At 65.7% G+C, this 14,963-nt stretch carries 19 protein-coding genes; 4 read left to right on the top strand and 15 right to left on the bottom strand.

Translation table 11 applies throughout. The annotated features are described in order from the left end of the window. Positions 1 to 77: 77 nt before the first annotated feature. Complete coding sequence (locus VFB33_12955; protein ID HZO82595.1) at positions 78 to 1,106, top strand: ferritin-like domain-containing protein; 1,029 nt, start codon at positions 78 to 80, stop codon at positions 1,104 to 1,106. Between the two features lie 52 nt (positions 1,107 to 1,158). Beyond that, positions 1,159 to 1,764 carry a TetR/AcrR family transcriptional regulator gene (locus tag VFB33_12950; GenBank protein HZO82594.1) on the top strand — a complete coding sequence of 202 codons (606 nt, stop codon included), beginning with the start codon at positions 1,159 to 1,161 and terminating at the stop codon, positions 1,762 to 1,764. Between the two features lie 36 nt (positions 1,765 to 1,800). Here the strand turns inward: VFB33_12950 and VFB33_12945 are convergent, their stop codons facing one another. Then, the gene (locus VFB33_12945; GenBank protein ID HZO82593.1) at positions 1,801 to 2,211 is read right to left on the bottom strand and encodes a rhodanese-like domain-containing protein; all 411 of its coding nucleotides are present in this window, start codon (positions 2,209 to 2,211) and stop codon (positions 1,801 to 1,803) included. Between the two features lie 277 nt (positions 2,212 to 2,488). On the opposite strand from VFB33_12945, the gene VFB33_12940 reads away from it, so the two are divergent. Further along, positions 2,489 to 3,364: a hypothetical protein gene (locus tag VFB33_12940; protein ID HZO82592.1), complete on the top strand. Its 876-nt coding sequence runs from the start codon at positions 2,489 to 2,491 to the stop codon at positions 3,362 to 3,364. A gap of 47 nt (positions 3,365 to 3,411) precedes the next feature. Here the strand turns inward: VFB33_12940 and VFB33_12935 are convergent, their stop codons facing one another. The 14 genes from VFB33_12935 to VFB33_12870 all read right to left on the bottom strand — a co-directional run bounded on the left by VFB33_12935 (position 3,412) and on the right by VFB33_12870 (position 13,685). After that, a complete protein-coding gene (locus tag VFB33_12935) occupies positions 3,412 to 3,717 on the bottom strand; it encodes a glycine zipper domain-containing protein (protein ID HZO82591.1) in 306 nt (101 codons plus the stop codon). Positions 3,718 to 3,853: 136 nt separating this feature from the next. Continuing rightward, a complete protein-coding gene (locus VFB33_12930; GenBank protein ID HZO82590.1) occupies positions 3,854 to 5,095 on the bottom strand; it encodes a dienelactone hydrolase family protein in 1,242 nt (413 codons plus the stop codon). Between the two features lie 256 nt (positions 5,096 to 5,351). After that, positions 5,352 to 5,936: a hypothetical protein gene (locus VFB33_12925; protein ID HZO82589.1), complete on the bottom strand. Its 585-nt coding sequence runs from the start codon at positions 5,934 to 5,936 to the stop codon at positions 5,352 to 5,354. A gap of 66 nt (positions 5,937 to 6,002) precedes the next feature. Then, a complete protein-coding gene (iscX, locus tag VFB33_12920) occupies positions 6,003 to 6,221 on the bottom strand; it encodes a Fe-S cluster assembly protein IscX (protein HZO82588.1) in 219 nt (72 codons plus the stop codon). 57 nt (positions 6,222 to 6,278) lie between these two features. Then, positions 6,279 to 8,183, bottom strand: a complete 1,905-nt coding sequence (gene hscA, locus VFB33_12915) for a Fe-S protein assembly chaperone HscA (GenBank protein HZO82587.1) — start codon at positions 8,181 to 8,183, stop codon at positions 6,279 to 6,281. 23 nt (positions 8,184 to 8,206) lie between these two features. After that, positions 8,207 to 8,809 carry a hypothetical protein gene (locus tag VFB33_12910; GenBank protein ID HZO82586.1) on the bottom strand — a complete coding sequence of 201 codons (603 nt, stop codon included), beginning with the start codon at positions 8,807 to 8,809 and terminating at the stop codon, positions 8,207 to 8,209. 72 nt (positions 8,810 to 8,881) lie between these two features. Then, entirely contained in the window at positions 8,882 to 9,196 is a 315-nt protein-coding gene (locus VFB33_12905; GenBank protein ID HZO82585.1) for an iron-sulfur cluster assembly accessory protein, read from the bottom strand. Positions 9,197 to 9,227: 31 nt separating this feature from the next. Further along, positions 9,228 to 9,644, bottom strand: a complete 417-nt coding sequence (iscU, locus tag VFB33_12900; protein HZO82584.1) for a Fe-S cluster assembly scaffold IscU — start codon at positions 9,642 to 9,644, stop codon at positions 9,228 to 9,230. A gap of 20 nt (positions 9,645 to 9,664) precedes the next feature. Continuing rightward, positions 9,665 to 10,885: an IscS subfamily cysteine desulfurase gene (locus tag VFB33_12895; protein ID HZO82583.1), complete on the bottom strand. Its 1,221-nt coding sequence runs from the start codon at positions 10,883 to 10,885 to the stop codon at positions 9,665 to 9,667. Between the two features lie 223 nt (positions 10,886 to 11,108). After that, positions 11,109 to 11,597: a GNAT family N-acetyltransferase gene (locus VFB33_12890; protein HZO82582.1), complete on the bottom strand. Its 489-nt coding sequence runs from the start codon at positions 11,595 to 11,597 to the stop codon at positions 11,109 to 11,111. Next, positions 11,587 to 11,940 (bottom strand): hypothetical protein, encoded by a 354-nt coding sequence (locus tag VFB33_12885; GenBank protein ID HZO82581.1) that lies wholly within the window; start codon positions 11,938 to 11,940, stop codon positions 11,587 to 11,589. The genes VFB33_12890 and VFB33_12885 overlap by 11 nt, the downstream gene beginning before the upstream one ends. Before the next feature lie 49 nt (positions 11,941 to 11,989). Continuing rightward, entirely contained in the window at positions 11,990 to 12,931 is a 942-nt protein-coding gene (gene secF, locus VFB33_12880) for a protein translocase subunit SecF (protein ID HZO82580.1), read from the bottom strand. A 224-nt stretch (positions 12,932 to 13,155) separates the two neighbouring features. Further along, entirely contained in the window at positions 13,156 to 13,497 is a 342-nt protein-coding gene (locus VFB33_12875; protein HZO82579.1) for a hypothetical protein, read from the bottom strand. Between the two features lie 14 nt (positions 13,498 to 13,511). Further along, positions 13,512 to 13,685, bottom strand: a complete 174-nt coding sequence (locus tag VFB33_12870) for a hypothetical protein (GenBank protein ID HZO82578.1) — start codon at positions 13,683 to 13,685, stop codon at positions 13,512 to 13,514. A 250-nt stretch (positions 13,686 to 13,935) separates the two neighbouring features. Between VFB33_12870 and VFB33_12865 the strand changes: the two genes are divergently transcribed. Continuing rightward, positions 13,936 to 14,847 carry a tRNA (adenine-N1)-methyltransferase gene (locus tag VFB33_12865; GenBank protein HZO82577.1) on the top strand — a complete coding sequence of 304 codons (912 nt, stop codon included), beginning with the start codon at positions 13,936 to 13,938 and terminating at the stop codon, positions 14,845 to 14,847. Positions 14,848 to 14,963 lie beyond the last annotated feature (116 nt).

Here is a 14,963-nt window from a genome sequence, read left to right as displayed (position 1 = left end):
ATCTTATAAAAGCAAGCGAGCGTTTGTTTTAAGGATCGGAATGCCGCCGCGCACCCGTATCCGGAAGGAGCGAGACGATGGCCGAGATGTATAGCCCCACCCGCCACACCATCACGAGCCTCACCGAAACCGTCTACGAGCGCGACTACGACGTTCACGCGCCTGACATGCGCAGGCTGTATGAGAACGCCAAGCGCGACCAGTGGAACGTCTCCCGCGACATCCCGTGGGACATGCAGGTCGATCTCGAGCGCGGCGTCTTCCACGATGGCCTGATTGATGCCTACGGCAGCTCCTACTGGGACAAGCTCGATGTGCGCCGGCGCAACGAACTCAACATCGAATTCTCCGCGTGGCGGCTCTCGCAGCTGCTGCACGGCGAAGCCGGCGCGGCGCTCGCGTGCAGCCAGCTCGTGCAGATGGTGCCGACGACCGACTCGAAATTTTTCATGGCCACCCAGGTGGTTGACGAGGCGCGCCACAGCGAGGTCCTCTCGCGCTACCTCAAGGAGAAGCTCGGCGACCGCATCTATCCGATGACCGCCAATCTCAAGGAGCTCTTCGACCAGCTCATCGGATGTGGCAAGTGGTACATCAAGACCATTGGCCTCCAGCTCGTCGCCGAGACGCTCGCCGTTTCGCTCTTCCGCATGCTCGCTGAGAGCTCGCAGGACCCGCTGCTGCGCGAGGTCTGCCGCCGCATCCTGTCCGACGAGTCGCGCCACATGGGCTTCGGCGTGCTCAGCCTGCCCGAGCAGATCGCTCAGCTCACCGAGGCCGAGCGCAACGAGGTCGAGGACTTCTCCAAGGAAGCGCTCAAGCTCGTGCTCACCGGCCAGTTCCCCACCGAGGTCTACGAGAAGGTGGGGTTCAGCCCCTCCGAGATCGAGGGGATCAAGCGTTACCGAGTCGAGGCGGCCAAGGGCACGGAGCAGGCCTTATTCCGCCAGCTCTTCCGCCGCGAGATGCATCAGCAAGTCGTCGGCAACATGGCCAAGGTCGGTCTGTTAAGCGAACGCATCAAATCGCACCTTGCCTCGCTGGGATTCGACCCCAATGCCGACGGCCGCACCTACGGCCAGGCCGCCGCGGCCGCTTCAGCCTGAGCGCGGCTATGGGAAAGGGCGCGGGCATCGGGTAAGTTTGTCCCCAGGACCGATGGCCGCTCCCAGTTCCCCCAACGCCGCCCAGCGCGCACCTCGCCAGGACAATCGCCGCCAGCAGCTGCTCGACGCGGCAGCGCGGCTCTTCCGCGAGCGCGGCTATCACGCGACCTCAATGCGCGACATTGCGCGCGAGGTGCGGATGCTGTCGGGCTCGATCTATTACCACTTTCCGTCGAAGGACGAGATGCTCCTGGCGGTGTACGAGCAGGGGCTGCGTCATATAGCGGCGCGGGTCGAGGCCGCGGTCGTGAGCGCCAGCGATCCGTGGACGCGGTTGGAGGCCGGATGCGCCGCACACTTGGAGGCGCTGCTCGAACTCAGCGATTACACGCAGGTGATGATTCGCGTGCTGCCGCAGGAGGCGCCGGCCGTGGCCGATCGCCTGCTCGCCCTGCGCGATCGTTACGAGTCGCGTTTCCGCGCTCTCATCGAGGCGCTGCCGCTACCCGCCGGCGCCGACCGCCGCTATTTGCGTCTGCTGCTGTTCGGCGGGCTTAACTGGTCACACGTCTGGTATCGTCCAGGCGGCGATCCACCCAAAGTCATCGCGCAGCGGATGATCGAGTTGCTGCGCCGCCAGCTCGACCAAAATCCGTAGATTAACGGCGAGCGCCGGCGTCCGCGCCGCCCCCGATCACGCCGGCTTTTTCTCGGGCATCTCGACCGGACCGCCGGCATCCTTCCATGCGCGAAAGCCGCCGCGGATGTGGCAGACCGGCTCCAGGCCCATCCGCTGCACCGTCTGCGTCGCCAACGCCGAGCGGAGTCCGCCCGCGCAGAAAAAGATGAAACGCTTGCCCGAACCGAAGATTTCCTTGTAGTAGGGGCTCTCCGGATCAACCCAGAACTCCAGCATCCCGCGCGGCGCGTGGAAGGCGCCGGGCACGCGGCCGTCGCGCTGCAACTCACGGATGTCGCGAAGGTCCACCAGCACTACATTGGGATTGTCCCTGAGCTTGAGCGCCTGCTGCGCGTCGATTGTCTGAATTTCCGTTTCAGCTTCGGCCACCAGTTCGTTGACCGTCTTTTTCAGCCTGCGCGGCATCGTCGTTCCTCCGGCGGATCATCGATCGAGCCATTGTAGGCCGCGACGTATCGGCGGCAACAGGCGCGCCGCTTGCACGCGCGGCGATGGGCCACGGTGTTCAAATCTGCGCGAAATTGCGGCTATTCGAATCGATCTGTGCAAGCTACAAAGCCCCTTGCTGCCTGCAAGCAGTAACCGAATGAATTGCGGCTAAAAAAACGCTTCATTGAAACGGCGGCCACGGCTAATCTGAAAAAGTCGTCATTCATGTTCAGAAACCGAAGCTTGAATCCGTATGGCAGACCTGCGTTTGGGCAGCAGCGAACATCGGGATCTGATGTGTCAGCAGTTCGTCGACACCTTTCGAAGCTATGAGGCGCGCGACGTGCGATGGCCGGAACTCGAAGCCGACGACCTCGCGCGGGTGCGCGCGATGCCGTTCTGGAACGAGGCGCTCACCACCGAGCGCATCGCCACCCGGCGCATCCGTCTGATGGTCGAGGCCGAGCGCGACGCCACAGTCCGCGAGGCGATCGCGATCCAGGCCTACGAGGAGGAGCGCCATGCCGCGCTCTTCGAGTGCCTGATGGAGCATTACGGAATCGAGGTGCCCGAGCCGGCGCCGTACGCGCCGCGTGATCCTGAATGGGGCTTCATGCGGATGGGCTATGGTGAAGTGTTCGACATCTTCTTCGCCTTCGGTCTGTTCAAGCTCGCCGCCGACGCGCGTTTCTTTCCGCCTTCGCTGATCGAGATCTTCGAGGGCCTGATCGCCGAGGAGGCGCGCCACATCTTCTTTTTCCACAACTGGGCCGCCTACACCGGGCGCAGACTGCCCGCCTACGTGCGGCCGTGGTTCATGATGCGCCGGGCGGCGGCGGTAGCGATACAGGCGTTGGGCCGTATGCATACGGCGATCCGGATGGTGGCGGGCGGCGTGCAGGACAAGGCCGACGACTTCGTGATCCAGGCGCCGGCACGGATTTGCGGCAGCGATCTGAGCTTCGCGCGATTTGCCGAGGTGTGTCTGGCCGAGAACGAGCGCTGGATGGCGGCGTTCGATCCACGCCTGCCGCGGCCGGATTTTATCCCGGCAATGATGCGGCTTGCGCTGCGCGCGGCGCGCCGCGCCAACCATCGCGACGGCGACGGCGCGCCCCACTCGGGCTAGCGATTCATCGCCGCCCGCGCGGCCGCGATAAGCGTGCGCCGCGGTGCTCAGTCGTCGTCGTCATCCCAGCGGCCCCATCCACCGCCGCCCCATCCACCGCCGCCCCAGTAGCCGCGGTTGCGCATCTCCATCTGATTGCCGATCAGATAGCCGCTGCCCGCACCGAGCAATCCGCCGACGACCGCCCCTTCGGCTGGCGCGCCCATCGCAGAGCCGACCAGTGCGCCGCCGCCCAACCCGGCTGCGCCGCCGATAAGCGTACCCTTCTCGCGCGCGCTCAGCGGCGGCCCGTAGCACCCGGCGAGCGAAAGCGCGGTCGCCAAGGCCAGGACTGCCGCGCCGTACCATCGCATCCTCGGCCTCTTCGCCTCGACCGAATGCCCGTCCGCGAAGTTTCGCCCAACGTTTCCTGCGTCCATAGGGGTCTCTCCACTTTTCAAAGACGCAGGGAAAACTTCGCGGTTACAACGCGCGACGAGCCTTGAAGTATCAGCCTTTTCCCTCGCTCTCCTTCCAGCGCTCCATCAGAGTGTTCGAAGGGTGGCTTTCGTCACACAGTTTTTCAACCGTCTCGTGACCGGCGACGGGCAGCCCTTTGGGATCGAGGAGGCCGAGTTGGACCAGCGCGGTCGCCTGGTCCCAGTGGATATGCTCGTGAACGAGCTTGTCGCCGCGAAACTGCACGATCGCGACGGTCGGGATCTCGACGTACTTGCCGGTGGGCGCGACACCGGGGAGGAGAAAATCGACCTCGGTGTCGTGGGTGAAGCACAGCAGGATCTCGTCCACCAGCCGATCGGGACCCACGGTGCGCGAGATCGGAACAATCCTGGTGTCCTTGGGAAGCCTGGAAATGAAGTGGTGCTTGTAGAAGCGATGGAGTTCCTGGCGGCCAATGCCGCCGGTCATCGTCGGCACGTGATTCACGTACGGCCGCTCCACCATCGTCGCCATCGTCGCGTCGGCATCGCGGTACTTGAATTCCAGATCCGCATGCCGCTCCCACAGCGCGCTCAAATCGAAGCGCGGGCCGATCGCGCGCCGCAGCACTCCCAGCGTGCGCGAATGCGCGAGCGAGGCGGCGAAGCGGTCGTAGTTGGGGCGCACCGGATTGTTGAAGCCGTGGCCGGCACCCGTGTAGGTGTAGATCTCGGTTTCGTCGCGCTCGGAAAATGCCTCGGCGACCGCCGCGCGCGCGGCGGCCGGCACGTACTCGTCGGCCTCGCCGAAATGCATCACTAGCGGGCAGCGCACGGCGCGCGCCTCGCCCAGACGTTTTTCGATTCCCACGCCGTAGTAGCTCACCGCCGCCTCGACGTTGCATCGCGCCGCCGTTAGATAGGCGAGCATGCCACCCAGGCAAAAGCCCAGTACCGCCGCCTTGCCGTTGCACTCGGACAGCGAGCGCAGCGCGGCGAGCGTGTCAGCGATGTCCTTCACCGCCTGATCGGCGTCGAAACGCGCGTAGAGATCGAAGGCGCGCTTGAGCTCGGCCTCCGTATAGCCCAGATCGACGCCGGGCTCGATCCGCCAGAACAGGTCCGGCGCGATCGTGACGTAGCCCTCCTCGGCGTAGCGACAGGCGAGCTCGCGGATATGGCGGTTGACGCCCAGAATTTCCTGGAGCAGGACCAGCCCCGGCCCGCCGCCGCTTTCCGGCAAAGCCAGGTAAGCTGCGAACTTGCCGCCGTCGGCGGTGGTGACGGTTACGGTCTTCGTCGAGACAGCCATCGGTTCCCTCCTGGGCGGAATCCAACGTGCGCTGCTCCGCGCGTCGGACAAGGGCTGGCTTTCGAGCTATGGCACACTAATGAAGAATGCCAAAGCGCCGGAATACGACGCGGGCGCGCGAGCGGCTGCGATAGCCACTCGCGCGCGCCGGCTCTGGGCGCTATTGAAGGAAAGCGGGCGACGCGCGCTCCACCCTTTGGGCGCGTGGGCGGAGCGCGTCAGGACCGTCGGCGCCTGGGCGCCGAAAGCGCTCCCCCTAGGCGCGCGCCTTACGCAGCCTGGCCCGGCGTCCCGCGGCCGGCGTCTCGCGCTTGCGCTGCACCGGGCGGCCCACCACCGGCTTGGCAGCGGCGGCGACAGGCTTGGGTGCCATCACCGGTGCGGGCTCTGGCGTCGCCTGCTCGGCGAGCGCAGCGGCGGCGGCCGCCTCGGCGCGCGCGATGCGCGCGCGCTCGATGGCCACGAGCCTGCGCTCCTTCCACTGGCGTAAGCCGCGGCGCATGTACTCAGGATTGATATCGAGCATCTCGCAGACGTTGTCGAAGGAGAAGACCCACTTCTTGTCTTCGAGGTTGATCCACTCCTCGGCGTCGCGGAACAGGCGCTGGCCCTTGTTGGTGGACGAGTCGATGCACTTCATGAAGCACTCAATCGCATCCTCGAGGACACTCAGCACCAGGCGCTTCTCGCCCTCGAGCAGATGCTTGCGGCGCATCGCCTCGAAGTACTGGATCGGCAAGAGGGTGTCGGGCTCGAACAGCCCGGGCAGCTTCTCGTCGAGGGTTTCCTTTTCCTGCATTTTGATGTTTTCTTCCTGTCGCACCAGATCTTGCGCTCCCACCCCGCTTCCCTCCTTTTCAGCAGACGCCATGGTATGACGCCTTATTCAGCGGATTCGTTACAGCAGCTATTCGTCTTCGTTGTTTTCCTCGTAAATTTCGTTCCAGGCCATTTGGATCGCCTCCAGTTTGGCCTCATTCGAAGCGCCCGGGTCGTCGTCAAATTCATCCAAATCTACAACCCACTGTCGCAAATCCGTAAAACGGACCTGAAGTGGGTTAATCCCCGGATGGTTTTCGCTCAGGACTTCAGCGATGTCCTCGGCCTGATCCCACTTGAGCCCCATGCGCTCCCTCCCCTTCGCAAAATGCGTCAAAAGCCCGCAAATCCGCGCTTTGCGAGGCTAAGACACCTCCTCCACCGATTTCTTCTCGAGCGCTTCACGGATCGCATGATCCATGATTCGCTCGGCAAACGGCGTCGTCAGCCGGTTGAGCTCGTCAACCAGGCCAACCAGTAAAGCACGATCCGTGCCATCTACGGCCGCCTCCAGCCGAACCGCCGTCTCCTCCACGCTCGCCCGCTCCTGGGCCTCGATCAGAAAGCCGTACTCGCTGAGCTGCTTGCGCAGCGCGGTCAGCAACTGACGGGCATCGTTGCGCGCCGCGATCAGCATCCGGCGCTCCAAGTCCTGCTCTCCAAGGTCGATGGACTCCTCGAGCATCCGCTCGATCTCCTCGTCGGTCAGCCCGTAGCTCGGCTTTACGTCAACCGAGTGCTCGCGCCCAGTGCGCTGGTCGCGCGCGGTGACGTTGAGGATCCCGTTAGCGTCGATGAGGAAGCTGACCTCGATGCGCGGGACACCGGCTGGCTGCGGTGCGATCGGGCCGAGCTTGAAGCGCGCCAGCGAACGGCAGTCCTGCGCCAGCTCGCGCTCGCCCTGGAGCACGTGGATATCGACGTGTGTCTGATCGTCCACCGCGGTGGTGAACATTTCGGTGACGCTGGTCGGGATGGTGGTGTTGCGATGGATGAGCCGCTCCATTACGCCCCCCATCGTCTCGATCCCCAGCGAGAGCGGCACCACGTCGAGCAGCAGCATGTCGCCGCGCGCGCCCATCAGCACGCCCGCCTGCACCGCCGCGCCCATCGCCACCACCAGTTCGGGGTCAAGCGAGCACAGCGGCTCGCACCCGAACAGCTCCGCCACTTGCCGGCGCACCATCGGCGCGCGCGTCGCGCCGCCGACCAGCACCACGGCGTCGATCTCAGCGGGCCGCAGCTTGGCGTCGTCGAGCGCCATCCGGCAGCGCTCAAGCGTGCGCTCCACCAGACCCGTCGCCATCCGCTCGAATTCGGCACGGCTCAGCGATTTGCGGATTTCACGACCGGGCAGTCGCAGCATGATCTCGATGCGCTGCTCGTCGCTTAGCCGGCGCTTGGCCGCCTCGGCTGCGAGCCGCGCACTGTTCCACACGTGGCGGTCGGTCCGCATCTCGGCCGGCAGCTCTTCGAGCAGCAGCTCCAGCAGGATGCGGTCGAAGTCGTCGCCGCCCAGATGGGTGTCGCCATTGGTCGCGAGCACTTCGAAGATGCCGCCCTTGATGTTGAGAATCGAAATGTCGAAAGTGCCGCCGCCGAGGTCGTAAACCGCGACCTTGCCCTCGGCCTTCGCCTGGAGCCCGTAGGCCAGCGAGGCGGCGGTGGGTTCGTTGACCAGGCGCACGACCTCCAGTCCGGCGAGCCGCCCGGCGTCCTTGGTGGCCTGGCGCTGGCCGTCGTTAAAGTAGGCGGGGACCGTGATCACGACGCGCTCGACCGTCTCGCCGAGCGCGGCCTCGGCGCGCGCCTTGAGCGCGCGCAGGATCTCCGCCGAAATCTGCGAGGGCGTGAAGGTGCGCGCGCCGACGCGGAAGCGCACCACAGGTCCGGAGAAGTCGGCGAAGCTGTAGCGATGGCGGTCCTCGGCGGCCACCTCGTCGCCGCCCAGCCCCATGTAGCGCTTGACCGAACGGATCACCGCGCCGGCTCCGCCGGCGCCGAAGCCGACGGCGTGGATCCGGCCATCGCGCTCTTCGCCGAGGTGCGCCTCCATCTCGATCGCGCGTTCGCCCACGAAGACCTCGCCCGTGGGGGCCAGCGCGACCACCGACGGGAGCAGCGGGTTGCCCGATTGCGGGTCGGCGATAATCCGCGGGCGCTCAGCCTCCATAACCGCGATGAGGCTGTTGGTGGTTCCGAGGTCGATACCGAAAATGCGGGACATTGTTCCGCTCTGTGCGCTTTGTGCCGCCGCCGACGGCGGCATATCGGGTGCTCTGTTGGGGTGACTCAGTGGGCGGCCGGCGCGGCGCTTTCCAGCGCGCGGTCGACGTCGCGGGTAAGTGTTGTCAGATAAGCGATCCTCGACAGAATGTCCTTAAGCTCCCGGACCAAGTCCCCCCGCTCTCCCTCTCCTCCATCCCAGCGCGCGAAGTTGCGCTCCAGCTCCGCCCGCGCCCTTCGCAGCGATTCCCCCAGTTCGGCGCGCCGTTCCCTGACCGAAACGGCGACTCGCGCGCCGACACCGTTGGTTTTCTCGCGCAGCTCACCGAGCTGCTCCTGTACTTCGAACACCAGTTCGGCCAAATCCAACGGCACCTGCTTGTTGTTCTCCGCCAACTTCTCGCCCATCAGCTCCAGCCAATAGCGCCCGCGCGCGACCGGATCGCGTAGCGTGCGATAGCTGCGCGTGAGCAGCGCCGTGCTGTTGAGGCTCGCCCGGCGCAGTGCCGGTGGCGCGGCGGCGAAGCGGTCGGGATGAATCTGCCGACCCGCCTCGTGATAGATCCGTTCGAGCGCGTGCGGATCGAGGGTGAGCTTGCGCGGCAGGCCGAGCGCGGCGAAGCAGTCGAGCTCAACGCCGAGCGGGGCCCCGCAAGCGGGGCAGGTCAAGCGCGGCTCGCATCGCCGCGCGCATGACGGGCACTGCACCATTACTGCGCCTTGACTCCCACCCGGGCTCGCTCATACGACGAACGACTCGCCACATCCGCACGTCCGCTTGGCGTTGGGGTTAACCACCCGGAAGCCCGAAGACATCAGCTCCTCGGCGTAATCGAGTTCGGAGCCGTTGAGGTACAAGAAGCTCTTTTTGTCCACGATCAACTGCGCGCCGTCGCGCTCGAAAACCTTGTCGCGCTCCTTGGCCCCGTCCAGCTCCATCCGGTACTGCAACCCCGAGCATCCGCCGCCCACCACCTTGACCCGCAGCCCCATCCCGGGCTTGTCGGCAACGAGTTGCTTGATCTTGGCGACCGCGTTTTCCGAGAGCGAGATCATCGCACGCGCAAACCCCGTCCGCTCCCCCGCCTCAACCCTCGACGCTCTTGGCCGGCACCGCCGGCTCCGCGCCCTTGCGCTTGCGCCAGTCGGAGATCGCGGCCTTTATAGCATCCTCGGCCAGCACCGAACAGTGAATCTTCACCGGCGGCAGGTTGAGCTCCTTGACGATGGCGGTGTTCTTGATCGCCATCGCTTCCTCGATGCGCTTGCCCTTGACCAGCTCGGTGACGTAGCTGGAGCTGGCGATCGCGCTGCCGCAGCCGAAGGTCTTGAAGCGGGCGTCCTCGATCACGCCCTCCTCGCTGATCTTCAGTTGGAGCTTCATCACGTCGCCGCACTCGGGAGCGCCGACGATGCCGGTGCCGACGTTGGGCTCGTCCTTGGCGAAGCTCCCGACATTGCGCGGGTTGTTGTAGTGGTCGAGAACCTTGTTCGAATAAGCCATGGCTTGCTCCTGCGCCCGAGCTATTGTGCCCGCCAGTTGACGGATTTCAGGTCGATTCCCTCGCGCGCCATCTCGTACAGCGGCGACATCTCGCGCAGCCGCTTGACCTCGCGCGCGACCCGCTCGGTGGCGTAGTCGATCTCCTCTTCCGTGTTGAAGCGGCCCAACCCGAAACGGATCGAGCTGTGCGCCAGCTCTTCGTTGATTCCTAGCGCGCGGATCACGTACGACGGCTCCAGCGTCGCCGAGGTGCAGGCCGAACCCGAGCTGACCGCGACGTCGTTGACTCCCATCAGCAGCGACTCGCCCTCGACGTAGGCGAAGCTGACGTTGAGATTGCCCGGCAGACGCTCGGTGGGATGGCCGTTGAGGTAAATCTCGTCGAGCCGCTCGAACAGCCCCGCCTGGAGCTTGTCGCGCAGCTCGCCCACGCGCACAGCCTCCTCCGCCATCTCGGCGCCGGCAATTTCGCACGCCGCGCCCAGGCCGACGATCCCCGGCACGTTGAGCGTGCCCGAGCGCATCCCGCGCTCGTGCCCGCCGCCGTCGATTATCGGGGTAAGCCTCACGCGCGGCCCCTTGGAGCGCACGTAGAGCGCGCCGACGCCTTTGGGTCCGTAGATCTTGTGCGCGGAGATCGACAGCAGATCGATGCCATCGCGCTCGACATCGACCGGGATCTTGCCCACCGCCTGGACCGCGTCACAGTGGAAGATGATGCCCCGCTCCTTGGCGATACGGCCGATCTCGGCGACCGGATGGATCGTGCCGATCTCGTTATTGGCGTACATGACCGTGATCAGCACGGTCTTGTCGGTGATCGCTCTGCGCACCGCGTCGGGATCGACCATCCCGTACTTGTCCACCGGCAGATAGGTGACCGTGGCCTTGCCCGCGCGCTCCAGTGCGCGGCAGCTGTCGAGCACCGCCTTGTGCTCCGTAACGCAGGTGATTACGTGGGAGCCCTTGTCCTTGTAGAACTCGACGACGCCCTTGATCGCCTCGTTGTCTGACTCGGTGGCGCCGCTGGTGAAGATGATCTCCTTGGGCTTGGCATTGATCAGGGCCGCAACCTGGCCGCGCGCCTTGTCCACCGCTTCTTCGGCCTCCCAGCCGAAGCTGTGGTTGCGGCTGGCGGCGTTGCCGAACTTCTCGCGAAAATACGGCAGCATCGCGTCGAGCACCCGCGGATCGACCGGGGTGGTCGCGTGATTGTCCATGTATATCGGCAGCTTGACCATCGCTCCCAAACCTTCGCGCTCGTGGTGCAAATTACTCCCGTCTCCCAACGGGAAACCAGATTGTGGACTTACAGGGTCGAGTATAGGTCCTAAGTTCCTGACTGTCAAACCTGGTATAAGCTCGGCCGCACGCCTCTGCGCGCCGATATAAGCGCAGGACGCCGGCTCGCTCACAAACTTACCGACAGGTTAGGCCGCCCTGCAAATGCCCCGCCGCGGGGCCCTATCGCGAACGCGGCTTGAGCTCGATTCGCCGCTCGTGTTGCCAGTCCTCGTAGCCGAGCTTGTACCACGCCGATGAGCCGAGCCAGTTGCGATGGAGCACGGTCAGGGTGACCACGGTGACCTCCTTGGAGAGGAACCAGTCGTACGCCGCCTCCAGCATCGGCTTCATCAGCCCCCTGCCGCGCCAGTTCTCATCGAGGTAGGCGTGGTTGACGTAGCCGCGCACGCGCGGGAGGTAGCCCTGATGATCGCGATTCAGTCGCACCCACAGATAGCCGACCAGCCGGCCGTCGCCGATGTCGGCGACCCAGATCGCATGATGGTCGCGGGCAAGCACAGTCTTAAGCCACGCCGGAGCCTGGCGGATCTCCTCCCAGTCGAAGCGCGCCCGGGGATCGATCGACTCATGATAAGCCGCGATCGCCGCGACCAGCCGGGCAATCTCCGGGATATCCGACTCGCGTGCGGGCCTCGTCTCAATCGCCATCGTCACGCCCTCCTTCCGATCGGCTGAACGGCCCCGGATGCTCGCGGTCGAAGCGCACGACGAGCGGGCGGCGCTCGGTGCGGATCGATTTGAGCGCGGCCTCGCGCACCTGTTCGAATTCGCGCGCGAACCAAGGCCCGAGGCTGCGGAGCAACGTCTCGCTGTCCGCCGGCTCGTCTGCGCGCGCCAACCCCTCGGCTATTTCACACACGAAGCCGACGCGCTCCAGGCCGTCGGCGCGTTCGTAGGCCAGCATCAGCGTGGTTTGCTCGCCGTCGCGCTTGGGCGCCGCGGCAAGCGTCAGGCGGCAGCGGCCGCGCGCGGTATTGAACTCGATGCTCACGAAACGCCGGCGAGCATTGGCGGGCGAGGCGAAGGCCCGGGGATGAATTTCACGCGGCGCGCGTGATTGCGCCCTTGCCTTTGGCGCTGCCCTTGCCCTCCCAGAACAGCACCACCGGGCCCGCGATGTAGATCGACGAATAGGTGCCGGTGATGAAGCCGACGAGCAGGGTGAAGGCGGGCGGACGCAGGATCGGCCCGCCCAGGGCGAGCAGCGCGATCAGCACCGCGATCGCGGTGCCCGAGGTCAGAATGGTGCGCGAGAGCGTTTCATTGATCGCGCGGTTCATGATCTCGGCGATCGGCTCGCGCCGGCGCTTGGCCGCGTCTTCGCGGATGCGGTCGGAGACGATGATGGTGTCGTGAACCGAATAGCCGATGACCGTGAGCAGCGCGGCCAGCGTGGTGAGGTCGAATTCCAGGCGCGAGATGACCAGCGCGCCGGTCACCACCAGCACGTCATGGATCAGCGCGATAACCGCGCCCGCGCCGAAGCTCCAGCTCACGTTGCGGAACTGGATTGCGATGAAGATGCCCATGAAGATGGTGGCGAAGACCACCGCCATGAAGCCGTCGCGGCGCAAGTCCCTCCCAACCTTGGCGCCGACCGTCTCCACCCGCAGCACCTGCGCCTCGCCCGTGCCGTAGGCCTTGTCGAGCTGGGCTTCGAGCGCCTTGCCGAGGTTGCCGATGTTTTTGACCTTCTCGAAGCGCACAAGGTACTGATGGCGCGAGGCGGCGCCGAAGTCCTGCACGGTGACCTCGCCCAGGCCGAGCGGGCGCAGCGCGTCGCGGATCTTGCTGCCGTCGGTGGCCTGCTTGAATTGCAGCTGCACCACGCTGCCGCCGACGAAGTCAACTCCGTAGTTGAGGCCGACCGTGAATAACAGCACGATGGCGGCGATGTTGATCGCGGTCGAGAGCGCGACGAAGAAATAGCGCTTGCCGACGAAATCGACGTTGACGTCGGGAGGTATCAGCTGAAAGGACATCGGTCCCCTATGGCTCCTGCGGCGGCCGCTCCGCCTCCGCTCGCGCCGGTCCGCAGCCGCGGTGGCCGGCGGTTGCGCGAGCGCCCCGCATCGGCGCCGCGCCGTTCGGGCACGACATTTAGCGGTTTGATCCGCTTAATAAAAGCACAGCCGCCCCCGCCGCGCCATCACGCCCCGCCAGTGCGAGGCGCTCTTCCGTTATGCAGCGGCCATAGGGCACGCGCTCAGGCGGCGGCGCTGCGCGCTTTGCCGCACTTGGCGCAAAGATTGTTCTGATTGTTGGGATCTTCGAGCAGGCCGTCGTCGAGGGAGTGGCAGACCTTCAGGCATTTGAAGCAAATGAAGTAGATGCCGTCGATGGTCTTGTTGATGCGCTCGCGGTTGAGGATCCGCCCCTTGAGCTTCTCGATCCGGATGCCGAGCAATTCCTGGTACTGGCGCTTGATCTTACGCCGGCCGGCTTCGTCCTTGGGAAGATCCGCATCCTCCTCGGCCTCGTCGGTGGAGTCGGCGAAGCTCGGGTAGAGGTCGCGCTTGGTGGTCTTGCTCTTGCGGGTCCTCGCCATCGTTCCCCCCTTGGCTAGCGCGTGCGCGCGATATAGCCGCAGTTCTTCTCGCACACCAGGAAGAATCCGCGCCGCCCGTAGCCCGCGAACATCGTCACCTTGCTCTCTGCGCCGCAACTCGGGCAGGTGTGTTTGAAGGCGACCGCGTCGCGGCCCTTCTCCGCCGTCTTCGCTTTCTTCTCAGCCATGGCCGATGACTCTCTTTAGGGTTGTCTGGATTTCGAGAAAAGCGCGCCGCCGCGCTATGCGGTGCGGATGGAATCGGATATGCGCCTGGCGCCCGGCTTGCCCACTGTGCCCCGCCCAGCGCACGCTGCGCGCCGGGCCCGGCTATTAACGTAAACGTCGCCGGAGCGCACAGTCAATACGCGCCGGCCGCCGTCGCCGCCGTCGGGCGGCGGTTGCGCCGGACGCGCCGAGCGTTTAAGCGTTGATCGCTTGGAATCCCGGCTTAAAGAAAACGACCCTGTCATCTTCATCGATCGCAAGGGGCGGCGCTATCTCAAACTGTTGCGCCCCGGCTCGCGGATCACCATCCGCGGCGAACTCGCCGCCGACGCCCTGATCGGACAGGACGAAGGCTCGCGGGTGAAGTTCAGCTCCGGCGAGACCTTCCTCGTGCTGCGCCCGACCTACGCCGACCTCATCCCGCACCTGCCGCGCCGCGCCCAGGTAATCTACCCCAAAGACACCGGACCGCTCCTGGTGTGGGGCGACGTTTTCCCGGGCGCAACGGTGATCGAGGGCGGCGTCGGCGCGGGCGCGCTCACGATCGCGCTTTTGCGCGCGGTCGGCCCCGCGGGGCGCGTGATCTCCTACGAGCTGCGCGAGGACTTCGCCGCCGCCGCGCGGCGCAACGTCGCGACGTTCTATGGCGAGGCGCCCACCTGGACGCTTAAACTGCGCGATCTCTACGCCGGCTTCGACGAAACCGGCGTCGATCGGCTCTTCCTCGATCTCGCCGAGCCGCGCCGCGCGCTCGGCGTGGCGGCGCGCGCGCTGCGCGCGGGCGGCGTGCTGGTGTGCTACGTGCCGACCGCGATCCAGCTCCACGACACGGTCGAGGCGCTCAACGCCGACGGCGGCTTCAGCGAGGTCGAGTCGTTCGAGACCCTGCTGCGCAACTGGCACGTCAAGGGGATGAGCGTGCGGCCGGTGCATCGGATGGTCGCGCACTCGGGCTTCATCATCGTCGCCCGCCGGCTCGCCGCGCTTTCGCGCGCGGCGAGCGCGCCGCTCCCGGCACCGACGGCGTCGGTGCCGGCGCATGAGGCTGAGACCGAGCATTTGGGCAGCGATGAAGATGACTTCGAGGCCGAAGACGACGCAGCCGATTCGGACGACGTCTAGCGCAGCGGAACCGCGCCGCCGCGCGCGCGGTTTGAATATAAGCGAACGGCGGCGCCGCCAAGCCGAGCGTTCGCGAGCGCGCGCCCGCTACTGCTGGGGCGCTCGCGCAATGAGGT

The organism is Candidatus Binataceae bacterium (assembly GCA_035650475.1).
Taxonomy (GTDB): Bacteria; Desulfobacterota; Binatia; order Binatales; family Binataceae; genus JAKAVN01.
Note: the sequence above shows the minus strand (reverse complement) of the source record. Positions and strands in the feature narration are given on the sequence as shown.